Origin of the sequence: Fretibacterium sp. OH1220_COT-178 (assembly GCF_003860125.1) — a bacterium.
Lineage (GTDB): Bacteria > Synergistota > Synergistia > Synergistales > Aminobacteriaceae > CAJPSE01.
This window is the reverse complement of sequence record NZ_RQYL01000019.1, coordinates 83,756-98,294: the sequence shown is the minus strand read 5'-3', so window position 1 is coordinate 98,294 and position 14,539 is coordinate 83,756. Positions and strand designations below refer to the sequence as shown.

Sequence of the window (14,539 nt, the reverse complement as noted above, 5' to 3'; positions counted from 1 at the left end):
TACCGGTTCTCCGAGGGGCTGGCGTCGGTGGCTCTCTCCGACCCCGAATCCACCAAGGACGCGTTTGGGGTGATCGACGAGACGGGGAAGGTTCTCTTCCGGTTCTCCGAGGAGCCTCTTGGCGTCTTTCGTGAGGGCTATATGGTTGTACAGAGTGAGAGGGGGACCCATGAGACCCGTATGGTTATGGGGGATGAGGAGGCAAACTACAGCCTTATCGACCGAACGGGCAAATTGTACCCTCTGCCGGTGTGGCTTGAGCCCGTGGGAGTAAAAGAGGTCATGGAGGGGACGTTGCGGGTAAGGGTGAGGCAAAAGGTACAGCGGTATGAGAAAAGGAAATACGGCTATCTGAGCATTCCTGTGGCGAAGTGATAAGGCGGTTTAGGAGCTTGGCCCGATCAGGCGGATGGGACGGGCAGCCCTGCCCAACGATAAGGGGCATTTCTCCTCCGCCGCACAGGATGGGAGCCCTGCCGCCCGATAGAATCGGCAGAAGACATCCTTGGCCTGGCGCCGGCTGCTCCCGCCGGTCAGGAAATTTCTCCGCAGAACACATCCCGGGCGGACCGGTCGGGCGGATCGTTCACGAAACGGTCGATCTTCAGGGTGCGGCATAGATGACGGTGCATCGTCTCCCCCGCCTCCTCCGGGTTCCGGGCACGGATGGCCTCGACCAGCTGCGTGTGCTCCCGGAAGGCCCTCTCGGCCCATCCGGCGATGCGGTTGAAGAGCACGCCCCGGTAGCGCCGCGTGAAGTCCCGCATCAGGGAGGCCACGCCCTCGTAGACGCGCAGCAGCAGCTCGTTCCCCGCCGCCCTCATGATGGTCTGGTGCAGCAGGAAGTCCCATTCGTCCCCGCGGGCGTAGTCCTTTTCGTCGCGGTGGTCGAAGGCCGAAAGGGCGGCAAGGCACCGATCCATCTGCTCCAGGTCCGCTTCGCTCCGTGCTTTGGCGGCGAACTTCGCGGCGGGGACCTCGAGAATCAGCCGGACCTCCAGGATCTCCCCGCTCAGGACCGACGGCCACTGAGCCAGCCTCTCGATGCCCTGGCCTATTTTTTCCTCCCCGTTCCGAACGATGGTGATGCCGCTCCGTCCCTCGATGGAGATCCTGCCCATGCCCTCCATCGTCATCAGGGCCTCCCTGAGGAGGGTCCGCGTCACCCCCATCCGCTCCATCAGGACGCGCTCCGGCGGCAATCGCGAGGCGGCCCGAAAGCACCCCGTTTGGATCTCCTCGGTCAGTCTCTGAATCAGCCGTTCCCGTTTCGTCTCCATTTGCGTGGCACCATCCCAAAAAGTCCCGAAAAATTGTCGATATTCGCAAAAACAAACGGACAGGCCCGATGGTTTGTTCGCAAAACAGCCCTGCGTGCGAAATTCTCCTGCGGCTTTACAGCTTTCGCTTTTATGCTATTATGACACAAAAGTGAAAAGGTAAGATCAACTGGTATAACCAAAATCGATATTCTCGTTTTTCAACATTCCCATCGCTTTTTTGTTTTGTTCGTCGTTCGTTTCACCGGCTCTCACATCGTCCTCGAGCCTTGAAGGGTGTTTCTTTTAAAATGACTGAATTTTTGCGTAAAAGACAATGCTCCAGAATGAAGCCGGCGGCCCTATTGGGAAAACGGCGCGATTTTTCGGCACGATCCTGCGTTGTATCCGGGCGGTGAGCCCGTCGTCTTCCACAAAATCCTGAGGGAGGTCTTGCATCATGGCTAAGGTAACGATTCAGAAGCTCCAGGAGATGAAGCAGAACGGGGAGAAAATCAGCTACGTCACGGCCTACGACTTCGGCCAGGCGACCCTGGTCGAGAAGGCGGGGATCGAGATGATCCTGGTGGGGGACAGCATGTCCATGACCATGCTGGGCAACGACTCCACGGTTCCCCTGACGACGGACCAGATGGTGCACCACATCAAGGCCGTCGTGAAGGGCGCGCCCTCCCCCATGATCGTCGGGGACCTCGTGTTCGGGTCCTACAACGAGGGGCCGGAGCAGGCCATCCGCAGCGCCAACCGCCTGCTGAAGGAGGGCGGCTGCGACGTCGTCAAGCTGGAGGGCTGCATGCCCGAGACGGTGCGGCGCATGGTCGAGGCCGGGATCGGCGTGCAGGGGCACATCGGCCTGACCCCCCAGACGGCCGGACTTCTGGGCGGGTTCAAGCTGCAGGGCAAGAACATGGATGCGGCTCGGAAGATCGTGGAGCAGGCGAAGGCCCTGGAGGAGGCCGGAGCGTTCTCCCTGGTCGTGGAGTGCGTGCCCGAGGAGCTGGGCCGCGCGATCACCGAGGCCGTGAAGATCCCCGTGATCGGCATCGGCGCCGGCCGCTACTGCGACGGGCAGGTGCTGGTCTATCACGACCTCCTCGGGATGTTCGACCGCTTCCGCCCGAAGTTCGTCAAGAAGTACGCCGACATCGGGGACCAGATCGTCAAGGCGCTGCAGGACTACAAGCAGGAGGTCCGCGACGTCAAGTTCCCCAGCGACGAGTACGTCTTCGGCGGGCTCAGCAAGGACGACATCGGGAAGATCTATTGATCGTGCCGGAGGAGTGAGACCGATGAAGGTCGCCATTCTGGGCGCGGGGGCAATGGGTTGCCTCTATGGGGGAACGCTGGCGGAGGCGGGGCACGAGGTCTTCCTGATCGACGTCTGGCGTGAGCATGTCGAGGCGCTCAACGCCTCGGGACTCGAGATCGAGGAGCCGGACCGGGTCCGCCGGATCAAGAAAATCCGTGCGGTGACGCACCCCTCCGAGGCCGGGGTCGCCGACCTCGTGATCGTATTCGTGAAGGCCACCCTGACCGAATCCGCCATGCGGGACGCTCTGGGACTGCTTGGGGAGCGGACGATGGTCTTGACGCTGCAGAACGGCCTGGGCAACGTCGAGAAGCTCAACGCCGCGGCGGGGGCCGCTCACGTCGTGGCCGGGACCACCGGGCACGGTTCCACGCTGCTGGGGCCGGGGCGCATCCGCCACGCCGGTTCGGGCGATACGGTGATCGGCGAGCAGGACGGCACCCGGTCCGAGCGCATCGCCGCGCTGGCCTCGGCATTCGAGAAGGCCGGCATCGTCACGAAGATCTCGGAGAACGTCATGGGGCTGATCTGGACCAAACTGATCGTCAACGTCGGCATCAACGCCCTGACGGCCGTGACGGGCCTGAGGAACGGGCAGCTCGTCGAGCACCCCGAGACGGAGGATCTGATGCGGGCGGCCATCGAGGAGGCCTGTGCGGTGGCGGGGGCCAAGGGGATCCGCTTCGAGGTCGACGACCCCCTGGAGCACACGCGGGCCATCGCCAAAAGGACGGGGGAGAACCGTTCGTCGATGCTTCAGGACGTCCTGGCCAAGCGCCGGACGGAGATCTCCGTGATCAACGGCGCCGTGGTCGAGGAGGGGGAGAGGCTTGGGGTCCCCGTCCCCGTCAATACGGTGCTGACGAAGCTGATCCAGGTCCGGGAGAGGACCTACGAGCAGTAGCCCGGGTGCGGGAGGAGCGTTTTGCTCTTTATCGGCGCGGTATCGCCAAATCGAATGAGGAGGGTCAGAGAATGAAGTGTCGTTTCAAGGCTGTTCTCTTTGTCGCGTTTTTGCTTTCGGCCGTTCTGTTCGCGGGGACGGCTTCGGCCGAGGCCAAGTTCGTCCTCAAGCTGGGCCATGCGGTCCCGGTGGAGAACGCGTACCATCACGGGGCCGTCCGCTTCAAGGAGCTGGTCGAGGAGCGTACCAAGGGGGACGTGCAGATCGACATCTTCCCCAACAACCAGCTGGGCACCGGCGAGCGGGACATTCTGGAGGGGCTCCAGCTCGGGACCATCGACATGTACGTCGGCTCCACGGGGCCGGTCGGCGGGTTCGAGAAGCGCTTCCTCATCTTCGACTTCCCGTTCCTTTTCAAGGACAAAGCCCATGTCTACGGCGTCCTGGACGGTGAGATCGGCCGCCACATTCTGGGACTGCTGGAGCCCAAGGGGATCCGCGGCCTGGCGTGGATGGAGAACGGGTTCCGCAACCTCACCAACTCCAAGCGCCCGGTCAACGAGCTGAAGGATATCGCGGAGCTCAAGATCCGCACGCAGGAGAACAAGGTGCACATGGCGATGTGGCGCCTGCTGGGGGCGGACCCGACACCGATGGCGTGGAGCGAGGTCTTCACGGCGCTGCAGCAGGGGACCATCGACGGCCAGGAGAACCCCGTGCCCGTCATCTACACCTCCAAGCTCTTCGAGGTCCAGAAGCATCTGGCCCTGACGCGCCACGTGTTCTCCCCCGCCATGATCGCCATCGCCCAGCCCGTGTTCGCCTCGCTGCCCGAGGAATACCGGGAGGTTCTCGCGGCAGCCGCGCAGGAGGCCGCGCTCTATCAGCGCGAGGTCTGCGACAAGATGGAACAGGAGTACGTCGAGACCCTGAAGAAGAACGGCATGGAGGTCACGACGCCCGACATCGAGCCCTTGAGGGAGGCATCCGGGAAGGTCTACGAGGATTTCCGCGGAGAGCTCGGGGACGCCGCGGAGCTGCTGGACAAGATCGTGAACTCCAAGCCCTAGGGGCGCGGGATCGACCGTTTTTGAAAGTCGGGGGCGCGGTGCTTCGCCGCGCTCCCTTCTTATAGGCAACGCCGACGCCCGGAGGCTCCTGCATCTCGCCGGGTGGGCCTGAGGAGGCCGTTCCGCGCCTGCCGCGTGCCGTTCGGCGTTTTGCCACAGAAGAGTTCGGGGAGGATTGTCGTATGCGACGGGTCTCGAGGTTTCTGGATTTCGTTCAGGGGTTTACGGAGTACGTGCTGTTCTTTCTCGTGGGGGCGATGGTGGCGATCGTCTTCGCGCAGGTCATCTTCCGCTTCGTCCTGCGGGCGTCGCTGCCGTGGTCCGAGGAGGCCAGCCGCTACATCATGGTGTGGCTCTCCATGCTGGGGGCCGGGATCGGCCTGCGCCGAAAGGGGCATATCGGGGTCGAGGCCCTGACGATGCTCTTTCCGCCCCGGCTGAAGCGGGCGGTCGAGGTGTTCGGTTCCCTGATCGCCGCGCTCTTCTGCGGCGGGCTGATCTTTTACGGGATGCGCCTTCTGGGGGTCGTATCCGCCCAGGAGTCCCCGGCGATGGAGATATCGATGGCCCTGCCCTACGGCGCGCTGGTCGTGGGCGGGGGGCTGATGCTGCTCTACGCACTGGAGTCCGTGGCGCTGCAGCTCGTTGGGGAGGGGAAGGCGCAATGATGGGGCTCCTCTTCGCCACGCTGATCGTGCTGTTCCTCCTCAACATCCCCATTGCCCTGTCCATCGGGAGCGCGACGCTCCTGACGCTGGTGCTGAGCTCGATACCGCCGACGGTGCTCGTCCAGAAGATGTTCACCGCCATGGACTCCTTCCCCCTCATGGCCGTTCCCTTCTTCATCCTGGCCGGGGCCCTCATGGAGACCGGGGGGATATCGCGCCGCCTCATACACCTGGCGAACACCTTCGTGGGGCATTTCTCCGGCGGGCTGGCCTTCGTCGCCATCATCGCCAGCATGTTCTTCGGGGCCATCTCGGGGGCGGCGGCGGCCTGCGTCGCCGCGATCGGGAGCGTCCTGATCCCCGAGATGGTGGCGCGGGGCTACGGAAAGCCCTACACGGCGGCGGTTCAGGCCACGGCCGGGACATTGGGCGTGATGATCCCGCCCAGCATCCCGATGATCATCTACGGGGTCATGACCGGCGTCTCGGTCGGCGCGCTCTTCATGGGGGGCGTGGTCCCCGGGGTCCTGGTCGGGTCCTCCCTCATCTTCGTCGCGTGGCTGATCGCAAGGCGGCGCGGCTACCGCGGCGAGCGGCGCTATTCGTGGGCCGAGCGGGCGGCCGCGTTTCGCGACGCCTTCTGGGCCCTCCTGATGCCCGCCATCATCCTGGGGGGAATCTACGGCGGGGTCTTCACGCCGACGGAGGCCGCCGTCGTGGCCGTGGTCTACGGACTCCTCGTCGGGCTCTTCGTCTACCGGGAGCTCCGACTCGGCCAGCTCAAGGCCATCTTCGTGAACACGGCGGTCAGCACGGCGGTGATCCTCTTCATCATCGGGACCTCCTCGGCCTTCAGCTGGGTGATCACCTCCAGGCGCGTGCCGCAGATGGTGGCCGAGGGGATGCTGGCGCTCTCCTCCAATCCCGTGGTCATCCTCCTGATGATCAACCTGCTGCTGCTCTTCGTCGGGACGTTCATGGAGACGGTCGCCTCCATCATCATCCTGGTCCCGGTGCTGATGCCCGTCCTGCGGACGATCGGGGTCGACCCCCTGCACTTCGGCATCGTCATCGTCGTCAACCTCGCGATCGGCATGGTGACGCCCCCGCTGGGGGTCTGCCTCTTCGTCAGCTGCGGCATCGCCAGGATATCGCTCGAGGACATCTCACGTGCGGCCCTCCCCTTCATCCTCGTGATGATCCTCGACATCCTCCTGCTCAGCTACCTGCCGTTTCTGAGCACGGCGCTGCCGCGCCTGATGGGGCTCTACTGACGGGACGGGAAGCGGAACGTTCGGGAGGCGGGAAACCCCGTCCACAAAAACGGGGGTTTCTGATATACTGTCCTGCGTGTTGACGATCACACACGCTCGGCGCGGGGCCGCGAAGGTGTCCCGCGCATTGTCCGTGGACGGGTGCGGGATTTTTGGCTCCAAATCGAAGCGCCGGGCGGAGGCTTAACCTTTGGGAGGTTGAAAAAGTGGCAGTTGTGAGCATGAAGCAGTTGCTGGAGTGCGGGGTGCACTTCGGGCACCAGACGAGGCGCTGGAACCCCAAGATGAAGCCCTACATCTTCACGGAGCGCAACGGGGTCTACATCATCGACCTGCAGAAGACCGTGAGGGGCTTGGACAAGGCGTACGATTTCATCCGCACGACGGTCTCGGAGGGGGGCACGGTGCTCTTCGTCGGGACGAAGCGCCAGGCGCAGGACACGATCCGCGACGAGGCGACGCGCTGCGGCCAGCATTTCATCAACCAGCGCTGGCTGGGCGGCCTGATGACGAATTTCCCCACGATCCGCAAGCGCGTTCAGCGCATGCTGGAGCTCCGCAAGTACGACGAGGACAACACGTGGGAGAAGTTCTCCAAGAAGGAGCTCGCCACGCTGCGTAAGGAGCAGCTGAAGCTGGAGAAGTACCTGGGCGGCATCGCCAAGATGACCGCCGTTCCCGACGCGATCTTCCTCATCGACCCGCGCCGCGAGGAGAACGCCATCGCCGAGGCCCGCAAGCTGGGCGTGCCGGTGGTCTCCATCGTGGACACGAACTGCGACCCCGAGGTGATCGACTACCCCATTCCCGGCAACGACGACGCCATCCGCGCCATCAAGCTGATCACCGGCCTCATGGCCAACGCCGTGATCGAGGGGCGCCAGGGAGAGGACGATGCCGCGGCCGAAGCGGAGAAGGACGCCGAGGAAGCCGCGCCCGTCGACGTCAAGGAAGAGGATCTGATCGCCGTCCGCGAGCGCCTGCACGATACCTACGGCAGCGGACAGAGCGAGGACGAGGAGGACCGTTGATCATGGCAGACATTTCCGCAAGCGCGGTCAAGGAGCTCCGGGAGCGCACCGGCTCCGGGATGATGGATTGCAAGAAGGCCCTGGCCGAGGTCGGCGGCAGCGTGGAGAAGGCCATCGACTACCTTCGCGAGAAGGGGCTCGCCAAGGCGGCCAAGAAGGCCTCCCGCACGGCGAGCGACGGCCGCATCTTCCACTACGTCCACAACAACTTCAAGGTGGGGGCCCTTCTGGAGCTGAACAGCGAGACGGACTTCGTCGCCAAGACGGACGAGTTCAACGCCCTGGGGCACGAGATCGCCATGCACATCACGGCGGCGAACCCCCTGTACCTGCGGGCCGAGGACGTTCCGGCCGAGGACCTGGAGCGCGAGAAGGAGATCTACCGCCAGCAGCTCCGCGACGAGGGCAAGCCCGAGGACCGCATCGAGAAGATCGTGGAGGGCAAGGTCCGCAAGTTCTACGAGTCGACCTGCCTGATGGAGCAGGGCTACATCCGCGACCCCGACAAGAAGATCAACGACCTGGTCGTCGAGACGATCGCCAAGCTGGGCGAGAACATCGTCGTCCGGCGCTTCGCCCGGTTCATGATCGGGGAGTGACCTTTTATCCATAGTTTCGTGAAATGAGAACTCCGGCGTGGACGAGACCGACTCCGCGCCGGAGTTTTATGTAAAGGGGGATTGCGATGCCTAAATACAACAGAGTGCTCCTCAAGCTCTCCGGCGAGGTCCTGGCCGGCGACAAACATTTCGGCCTCGACTTCGACGCCATGCGTCGGATCGGGGCGGAGCTCGCGGCGGTCTACAACGCGGGCATCCAGCTGTGCATGGTGGTGGGGGGCGGCAACATGCTGCGCGGCAGGGACATCCAGACGCTGGGCATCGAGCGGGCGCAGGCCGACTACATGGGGATGCTGGGCACGGTCATCAACGCCCTGGGGCTCCAGGACGTCCTGGAGAAGCTGGGGGTGCCCACGCGCGTCCAAACCGCGATCGAGATGCGGGCCGTCGCCGAGCCCTACATCCGCCGCCGGGCCCTGCGGCACATGGAGAAGGGGCGCGTGGTGATCTTCGCCGCGGGCACCGGGTCCCCCTTCTTCTCCACGGACACCACCGCGGCGCTGCGCGCGGCGGAGATGGGCGCGGACTGCATGGTGAAGGGGACCAAGGTCGACGGCATCTACGACAAGGATCCCAAAACCCATGCGGACGCCAAGTTCCTCTCGCGCATCACCTACCGCGAGGCGCTGCGGGACGGCATCGAGGTGATGGACGCCTCGGCCTTCTCCCTCTGCCGCGAGAACGGGATCCCGATCCTCGTCCTGGACGTCCAAAGTCCGGGCTGCCTCGTTTCGGCGCTTGTCAAAGGCGAGCGAATTGGTACAATCGTAGAGGAGGGGGAGCCCGAGTGACCGGGGACCCCCGTTTTCCTGGCCGTACCCCGCGAGGGGCGGTCGAGAACACGAGAGGAGGAGACGTTATGCCCAAGAACGAGATCAAACAGCTGAGGGACAAGATGGAGAAGGCCCTGGCTTTTTTGCATAACGAGTACCTGGCGATCCGGACCGGGCGGGCGCATCCGGGCCTGGTGAGCGACATCAAGGCGGACTACTACGGCACGCCGACGCCCCTCAAGCAGATGGCGAACATCACGGTCCCCGAGGGGCGCAAGCTCCAGATCTCGCCCTTCGACCGCTCGAGCCTGAAGGCGATCGAGAAGGCGATCCTCGCCTCGAACCTCGGAATCACGCCCCAGAACGACGGGGAGTCCGTGCGCCTGACCCTGCCGGAGCTCACGCGGGAGCGCCGGGTCGAGCTGACGAAACTCCTGGCGAAGAAGGCGGAGGAGGCCCGCGTGGTCCTGAGGAACCACCGCCGCGACTCCGTGGAGGCCCTCAAGAAGCTGGAGAAGGACTCCGCCATCACCGAGGACGACCTCAAGAAGTACTCCAAGGACGTCCAGGACGTGACGGACGAGTACATCAAGAAGGTGGACGAGGCCTACAAGGCCAAGGAGAAGGAAGTCCTGGAGGACTGATTCGGCGCGCCGCCGGAGGGGAAGAATCCTGATGGAAGAACTGAACCAGTACAACTCGCCCGAGTACGAGACGTTCAAGCAGAAGCTGCGCAAGATCATCGGCTTGGATCTGAATTCCTACAAGAATCAGATCCACCGGCGGGTCCACATGCTGATGGACCGTTGGAACGTCAAGACCTATGACGAGTACTTCAACACGATCAAGAACGACGACCGGAAGCTGAGGGAGTTTCTGGACCACCTGACGATCAACGTCTCGGAGTTCTTCCGCAACGACAACCAGTGGTGGAAGCTGAGGGACCAGATCATCCCGGAGCTGATTAAAAAGCGCGGGCACAAGCGGCTGAAGCTCTGGAGCGCGGGCTGCGCGACGGGCGAGGAGCCGTACTCCCTGGCCATCCTTTCGGCCGTCTGCGGGCTGGACGCCACGACCCCCGTGCTGGCCGCGGACATCGATCAGGGGGCCATCGCCATCGCCCAGAAGGGCGTCTACCTCAAGCGCCAGCTCCTGAACGTCCCGCCGGAGTACCTGTCCAAGTACTTCACGACGCGCGACGGCGGCGAGACCTACGAGGTGAACGCCGAGATCAGGCGCCGCGTGACGTTCAAGCGCTTCAACATGATCGACGACCCCTTCGGAAGCGGGTTCGACGTCATCCTCTGCCGCAACGTCGTCATCTACTTCACGGCGGAGACCAAATCCCTGCTCTACGTCAAATTCTTCAACGCCCTGGCCCCGGGCGGATACTTTTTGGTCGGCTCCACCGAGCAGATCTTCGACTACAAGAAGATGGGCTTCGAGATGGCGGGCCCCTTCCTCTACACGCGCAAATAGGCGCCCGACCCGTTTTTTCCTTGACGAAGTGCGGACTTCCTATTAAAATAGAGCGCGTCGCCCGCTACGGGCGGCCCTCTTTTCCCGAAAGGGCGGCATAGCCAAGTGGTAAGGCAGAGGACTGCAAATCCTTTATCCCCAGTTCGAATCTGGGTGCCGCCTCCAGCAGAATATCCGGATTTCTCCGGTAAAGCATAAAACCCCGCTTTCGAGCGGGGTTTTCGCTTTTTGACAATCCACTTTGATCGGCCGGACGCACAACCGTCGGGGGCCTCCTCTTTTGGGTGCGTTTCCACTGAAGGCCGGGGGAACGGGGCGGCAAAAAGCCTCCATGCCGGAGCCGGAGGACCCCCTGTTCAGTTTCGGACGGGCCGTTTTTTGAGGATCTGGCGGAGCGACGATGCGAGCACCTGAGAAAAGTTGATGTTGGCCCGCTTGGCCGCCTCGTTCAGGTCCGAGGGGATGGTCAGGGTCTTCTTGACGTAGACGGGCTCGACGTCCTCCCGGACCTGGGGCATCCAGACATCGACGAGGAAGATGCATTCGTTCGGCGCTACGGCGAGCCGATCGCCTCGGCTGGGCTCGGGGATGGGGTCGCCATCCCGCTCCATACCGTACAGGTGGAGCCCCACGGCCTCCTCGGCCATCCGCACGGCCTCCTCGTCTGTATCGCCGCAGGTGAAACACCCCGGAAGATCGGGGAAGGAAACGGAGATGCCGTCGTCGGCATAGTTGAAAACGGCGGGAAAAATGTATCGGTCTCTCATGTCGGCCACCTGCCTCGAATGTGCGGAGCTATTTGAGCCCCGCTTGTCTGAGTATCGCATTTACCGTGCCCTTGGGGAGGTCCTTGCGGTTGGCGGGAACCGTCACCTTTCCGGGCTTCGTCGTATGGAGGAACTGAATGTGGCTTCCCCTCTGCGCAACGGCGAACCATCCGTCGGCCTCGATGATCTTAATGATGTCGTCCGAGCCCACACCCCCCACCTCCCCGCTCTGACACCCCGATTTTAGTACGTGCTTTGACACGTGTCAACAAAAAAAGGGGGCTGCCCCAAAGGGGCTGGGGGGTGGCTGTGCATGAAGAGCAACCCCTCCGGTTCGCTGACGCGAGCCACCTGATGAAGAAAACAGCCAACCTGCACAGCCCTCCCCTTCGGGGAATCGCTGGCAGTCTGGCCGTCCCCTTTCAGGGGAGGCGAATGACGATCGCGTTCAGCGGGGTTGTATCGTCTCCGTAATCGCATTCCCCTCCGACAAACGGCCGGAGGGGCACAGCGCGGCCATCCCTCAAGGCGGCCTCCCGCTCACAGCAAAAGCGTCTCCCCGTCCCAGGGCCTCTCCGACTCCGCAGTCGGGACGCCGATGTGGACGAAGCGGTCGTGGACGATCAGCTCCCAGCCGGGCAAGGCGCACAGCCGGTGCGCCAGGGCGGGGAACGCGCCCCCGCCGGGTTTCGTGGGAGCCACGTCCGCGGCGCATCCCAGCAGATGCCGGCTCCGCTCCGCGCCCCCGACCTCCCGGTTGTGCGCCGCGCATCGGTACCCCGAGTTGACGCGCACAGGGCCGTCCCAGGCCCGGCGCAGCAGGTCCAGCCACAGCACCAGAAGCCGAGCCGGGCGGCCCCTCCCGCAACAGGGACAGGCGAACTCCTCGGGACGGAAGAACTCCACGGCATAGAGCATCCGCTACCTCCCCTCCCCGTCCTCGCGCACCAGGGGCGCAAAACGGCAGCTCTGGCAGTACCGCAGCCGATCGATCGCCTCCCTCAGCCCCCTCAGCTCCCGCTCCATCCGAAGCAGCAAAAACGCGGCCACCACCACCGAAAAACCGTTCTGCAGCGCCGCCTGAACAAACGTCTCCATCCTTCGCCTCCCCGATCCTCAATCAGCCTGTCGATCAAAAGGGGGGCTTGCGCCCCCCCTCCACGCCGGCGCATCGTCGGCTCCTCCTCTCGCCTACCCCAGGTCGACGGGGGTACTGGTGCTGTCCAGGAGCTCCGCCCCGACGATGCCCGTCGGGACGTCCACATAGACGCCTCCGTCGGCCACGATCCCCTGCATCAGAGCCTTGACCTCGGCCCCCGTCGCGGAGCCGCGCACGTAGGGAAACTGCATGGCGATCTTCCTGTCCCCCACGCCCGTGAACACGAGCTTCAACCGTGTTGCCACACGCATCACCTCCCTTCCCATAAAATGTGCCCAACGGATCCCCTCCTTTCGGGGACGCCGGACTCCCCCGGCGCCCTAGACCTTCTCCAGGCTCCTGACCTCCGTCCGCTCTACCCGTACCGCCGGGTACTCCAGAACGGCCGCCAGCAGGTCCACGATCCGCATGACCTTCTCGGCATCCGCCTCGGGCTTGATCTTGCCCAGAGAACAGCTCTTGACGATCATCCGTCCCGTCAACAGGTCGTTCCCCGCGTTCAGCTTCACCGAAACCCCGCTCCTGCGCGCATTCTCCACAACTGCCATTGCCTCACCTCCCTTCGCTCGGGAATTCCCTGCCCTCCCGCCCTTTTTCCGGCCCAATTCGTTTTTGCAGTATTATTATATTGCATATTTGTATATTGTCAAGCGGTAAAAATCGTCCCCGTTTTCATGGGGCCGGCGATTTCTATATAATGGAGCGAGGAGGAAGATGGGAGGGATCGGCATGATGTCGACGTTACAAGGCCCGGAGGCCTTTTTCGCCCCCTTCGGCCTGGGGGGACGGGAGCTGGTCAGCCTGGTGGGCGGCGGGGGCAAGACGACCCTGCTCCGCACTCTGGGTCAGGTCCTGGCGCGGCGGGGGACGGTGCTTCTGACCACCACGACCAAGATGGCGGCCGGAGACGGTCCCCTCCTGCTGACGGGGGAGGAGCCCGCGGCGGAGGGCGTGGAGCGCATCCGCAGGGCGCTGCGCTCCCAATCGCCGCTGACGACGGCGCAAAGACACGTGCGGGACGGGAACCGGGAGAAGCTGGAGGGGCTCCTCCCCGGGGCGGTCGACCGGCTGTGGGAGGCCGGAGCGGCCGATTTCGTGGTCTGCGAGGCCGACGGCGCGCGCCACAAGCCCCTGAAGGCCTGGGCCGACTGGGAGCCGCCGATCCCGGGCCGGACGACGGTGCTCTGCGCCGTGCTGGGCGCGGACCGGCTGGACGAGCCCCTGACGGAGGCCCACGTCCACCGCATGGATCGGATGACGGAGGATTTCGGGTTCCGCCCCGGCGATCCTCTGACCCCGGAGCGCCTGGCGGCGCTGCTGGAGTCCCCGCGCGGCTACCTCAAGAACGCGCCCCCCACCCCCAACGCGAGAAGGTTTCTGCTCATGAACCGGTCGGACCTTCTCCCCGCCCCCAGGGCCGAGGCTCTGGCCCGCGATTTCCTGCCCCGGCTGACGCGCGCGCTGCGCTCCTGGGACCTCCTGATCCTGGGCTCCCTGCACGCGCTGCGCCACGACGCCGTCCTCCGGCCGGAGCGGACCCGATGAACGCCGTCCTGCCGGCCGCCGGTCTGTCGCGCCGCATGGGGACCCAGAAGCTGCTGCTGCCGTTCGGTTCCGGGACGGTGCTGGAGGCCGTGCTGCGGAACCTGCGTCTTGCGGGCCTGACCCCGGTCTTCTGCGTGCTCTCCGAGGCGACCCGGCGTGCGCTGCCCCCCCTGGGAGAGGACGTCGACGTCCGGATCAACCCGGCCCCGGAACGCGGCTACGCCTCGTCGCTCGCGATCGGCCTCGACGCGCTGCCCCCCGGCCCCTTCTGCCTGATGCTGGGCGACCTGCCCACCGCCCGGCCGGACGACATGGCGCGGTTGAGACGGGCCTTCGACCGGAGGCCGTCGGGACGCACAGCCCTGGCGCCCTGCCGCGGCGGCCGCTTTGGGCACCCGATCTTTTTCGAGGACCTGTGGCGCGGGCGTCTGAGGGCCCTGGCGGGGGACCGGGGCGGGCGGGATCTCCTCCGCCGGTACCGGGAGGAGCTGTGGACGGTCGACGGGCCGGACGGACTTTTTGCGGACCTCGACACGCCGGAGGCGTACGCCGCCCTCTCGGAGGGCGCTGCCGTGGATTTTGAAAAAACGGGGGCGATGTGATACGCTGACCCCATAGCGCGAAAAGGACCTTTCGTCGGAAAGAGGAGGGCTTTTCGCA

The 14,539-nt window shown here is 64.5% G+C and carries 20 protein-coding genes and 1 tRNA gene; 14 read left to right on the top strand and 7 right to left on the bottom strand.

The genetic code is table 11. From position 1 onward, the window contains the following. Positions 1 to 375: hypothetical protein (locus EII26_RS13130; RefSeq protein ID WP_158612225.1), on the top strand; the 375-nt coding region annotated here is incomplete at its 5' end. 158 nt (positions 376 to 533) lie between these two features. Here the strand turns inward: EII26_RS13130 and EII26_RS08760 are convergent. Beyond that, positions 534 to 1,280: a FadR/GntR family transcriptional regulator gene (locus tag EII26_RS08760; RefSeq protein ID WP_124888774.1), complete on the bottom strand. Its 747-nt coding sequence runs from the start codon at positions 1,278 to 1,280 to the stop codon at positions 534 to 536. A gap of 439 nt (positions 1,281 to 1,719) precedes the next feature. Between EII26_RS08760 and panB the strand changes: the two genes are divergently transcribed. The 11 genes from panB to EII26_RS08705 all read left to right on the top strand — a co-directional run bounded on the left by panB (position 1,720) and on the right by EII26_RS08705 (position 10,573). Further along, a complete protein-coding gene (gene panB, locus EII26_RS08755) occupies positions 1,720 to 2,547 on the top strand; it encodes a 3-methyl-2-oxobutanoate hydroxymethyltransferase (RefSeq protein ID WP_124888773.1) in 828 nt (275 codons plus the stop codon). A gap of 22 nt (positions 2,548 to 2,569) precedes the next feature. Next, positions 2,570 to 3,493: a ketopantoate reductase family protein gene (locus EII26_RS08750; RefSeq protein WP_124888784.1), complete on the top strand. Its 924-nt coding sequence runs from the start codon at positions 2,570 to 2,572 to the stop codon at positions 3,491 to 3,493. 71 nt (positions 3,494 to 3,564) lie between these two features. Continuing rightward, positions 3,565 to 4,563, top strand: coding sequence for a TRAP transporter substrate-binding protein (locus EII26_RS08745; protein WP_124888772.1), 999 nt, complete (start codon positions 3,565 to 3,567; stop codon positions 4,561 to 4,563). 182 nt (positions 4,564 to 4,745) lie between these two features. Continuing rightward, positions 4,746 to 5,231: a TRAP transporter small permease gene (locus EII26_RS08740; RefSeq protein ID WP_233572682.1), complete on the top strand. Its 486-nt coding sequence runs from the start codon at positions 4,746 to 4,748 to the stop codon at positions 5,229 to 5,231. Beyond that, positions 5,228 to 6,505, top strand: a complete 1,278-nt coding sequence (locus tag EII26_RS08735) for a TRAP transporter large permease (RefSeq protein WP_124888771.1) — start codon at positions 5,228 to 5,230, stop codon at positions 6,503 to 6,505. Before EII26_RS08740 ends, EII26_RS08735 begins: the two co-directional genes overlap by 4 nt. Positions 6,506 to 6,711: 206 nt before the next feature. Beyond that, a complete protein-coding gene (gene rpsB / locus EII26_RS08730) occupies positions 6,712 to 7,536 on the top strand; it encodes a 30S ribosomal protein S2 (protein ID WP_124888770.1) in 825 nt (274 codons plus the stop codon). A 2-nt stretch (positions 7,537 to 7,538) separates the two neighbouring features. Then, positions 7,539 to 8,135 (top strand): translation elongation factor Ts, encoded by a 597-nt coding sequence (tsf, locus tag EII26_RS08725; RefSeq protein WP_124888769.1) that lies wholly within the window; start codon positions 7,539 to 7,541, stop codon positions 8,133 to 8,135. An 86-nt stretch (positions 8,136 to 8,221) separates the two neighbouring features. After that, entirely contained in the window at positions 8,222 to 8,947 is a 726-nt protein-coding gene (pyrH, locus tag EII26_RS08720; RefSeq protein WP_124888768.1) for a UMP kinase, read from the top strand. 68 nt (positions 8,948 to 9,015) lie between these two features. Then, positions 9,016 to 9,573, top strand: a complete 558-nt coding sequence (gene frr / locus EII26_RS08715) for a ribosome recycling factor (RefSeq protein ID WP_124888767.1) — start codon at positions 9,016 to 9,018, stop codon at positions 9,571 to 9,573. Between the two features lie 31 nt (positions 9,574 to 9,604). Next, on the top strand, positions 9,605 to 10,408 hold the full coding sequence (locus EII26_RS08710) for a CheR family methyltransferase (RefSeq protein ID WP_124888766.1): 804 nt from the start codon (positions 9,605 to 9,607) through the stop codon (positions 10,406 to 10,408). 91 nt (positions 10,409 to 10,499) lie between these two features. Continuing rightward, positions 10,500 to 10,573, top strand: a tRNA-Cys gene (locus tag EII26_RS08705). Between the two features lie 191 nt (positions 10,574 to 10,764). On the opposite strand, the gene EII26_RS08700 is transcribed toward EII26_RS08705, so the two are convergent. The 6 genes from EII26_RS08700 to EII26_RS08675 all read right to left on the bottom strand — a co-directional run bounded on the left by EII26_RS08700 (position 10,765) and on the right by EII26_RS08675 (position 12,882). Further along, positions 10,765 to 11,175: a type II toxin-antitoxin system HicB family antitoxin gene (locus tag EII26_RS08700; protein ID WP_124888765.1), complete on the bottom strand. Its 411-nt coding sequence runs from the start codon at positions 11,173 to 11,175 to the stop codon at positions 10,765 to 10,767. Between the two features lie 28 nt (positions 11,176 to 11,203). Beyond that, on the bottom strand, positions 11,204 to 11,386 hold the full coding sequence (locus tag EII26_RS08695; protein WP_124888764.1) for a type II toxin-antitoxin system HicA family toxin: 183 nt from the start codon (positions 11,384 to 11,386) through the stop codon (positions 11,204 to 11,206). A 329-nt stretch (positions 11,387 to 11,715) separates the two neighbouring features. Further along, positions 11,716 to 12,093 carry a D-Ala-D-Ala carboxypeptidase family metallohydrolase gene (locus EII26_RS08690; RefSeq protein ID WP_124888763.1) on the bottom strand — a complete coding sequence of 126 codons (378 nt, stop codon included), beginning with the start codon at positions 12,091 to 12,093 and terminating at the stop codon, positions 11,716 to 11,718. A gap of 3 nt (positions 12,094 to 12,096) precedes the next feature. Then, positions 12,097 to 12,273 carry a YvrJ family protein gene (locus tag EII26_RS08685; protein ID WP_124888762.1) on the bottom strand — a complete coding sequence of 59 codons (177 nt, stop codon included), beginning with the start codon at positions 12,271 to 12,273 and terminating at the stop codon, positions 12,097 to 12,099. A gap of 93 nt (positions 12,274 to 12,366) precedes the next feature. Beyond that, positions 12,367 to 12,579, bottom strand: coding sequence for a DUF2922 domain-containing protein (locus EII26_RS08680; protein ID WP_158612224.1), 213 nt, complete (start codon positions 12,577 to 12,579; stop codon positions 12,367 to 12,369). Positions 12,580 to 12,654: 75 nt separating this feature from the next. After that, positions 12,655 to 12,882, bottom strand: coding sequence for a DUF1659 domain-containing protein (locus EII26_RS08675; protein ID WP_124888760.1), 228 nt, complete (start codon positions 12,880 to 12,882; stop codon positions 12,655 to 12,657). 181 nt (positions 12,883 to 13,063) lie between these two features. On the opposite strand from EII26_RS08675, the gene yqeC reads away from it, so the two are divergent. Then, positions 13,064 to 13,879 (top strand): selenium cofactor biosynthesis protein YqeC, encoded by an 816-nt coding sequence (gene yqeC / locus EII26_RS08670; RefSeq protein WP_158612223.1) that lies wholly within the window; start codon positions 13,064 to 13,066, stop codon positions 13,877 to 13,879. After that, positions 13,876 to 14,481, top strand: a complete 606-nt coding sequence (locus tag EII26_RS08665; protein WP_124888758.1) for a nucleotidyltransferase family protein — start codon at positions 13,876 to 13,878, stop codon at positions 14,479 to 14,481. Before yqeC ends, EII26_RS08665 begins: the two co-directional genes overlap by 4 nt. Positions 14,482 to 14,539 lie beyond the last annotated feature (58 nt).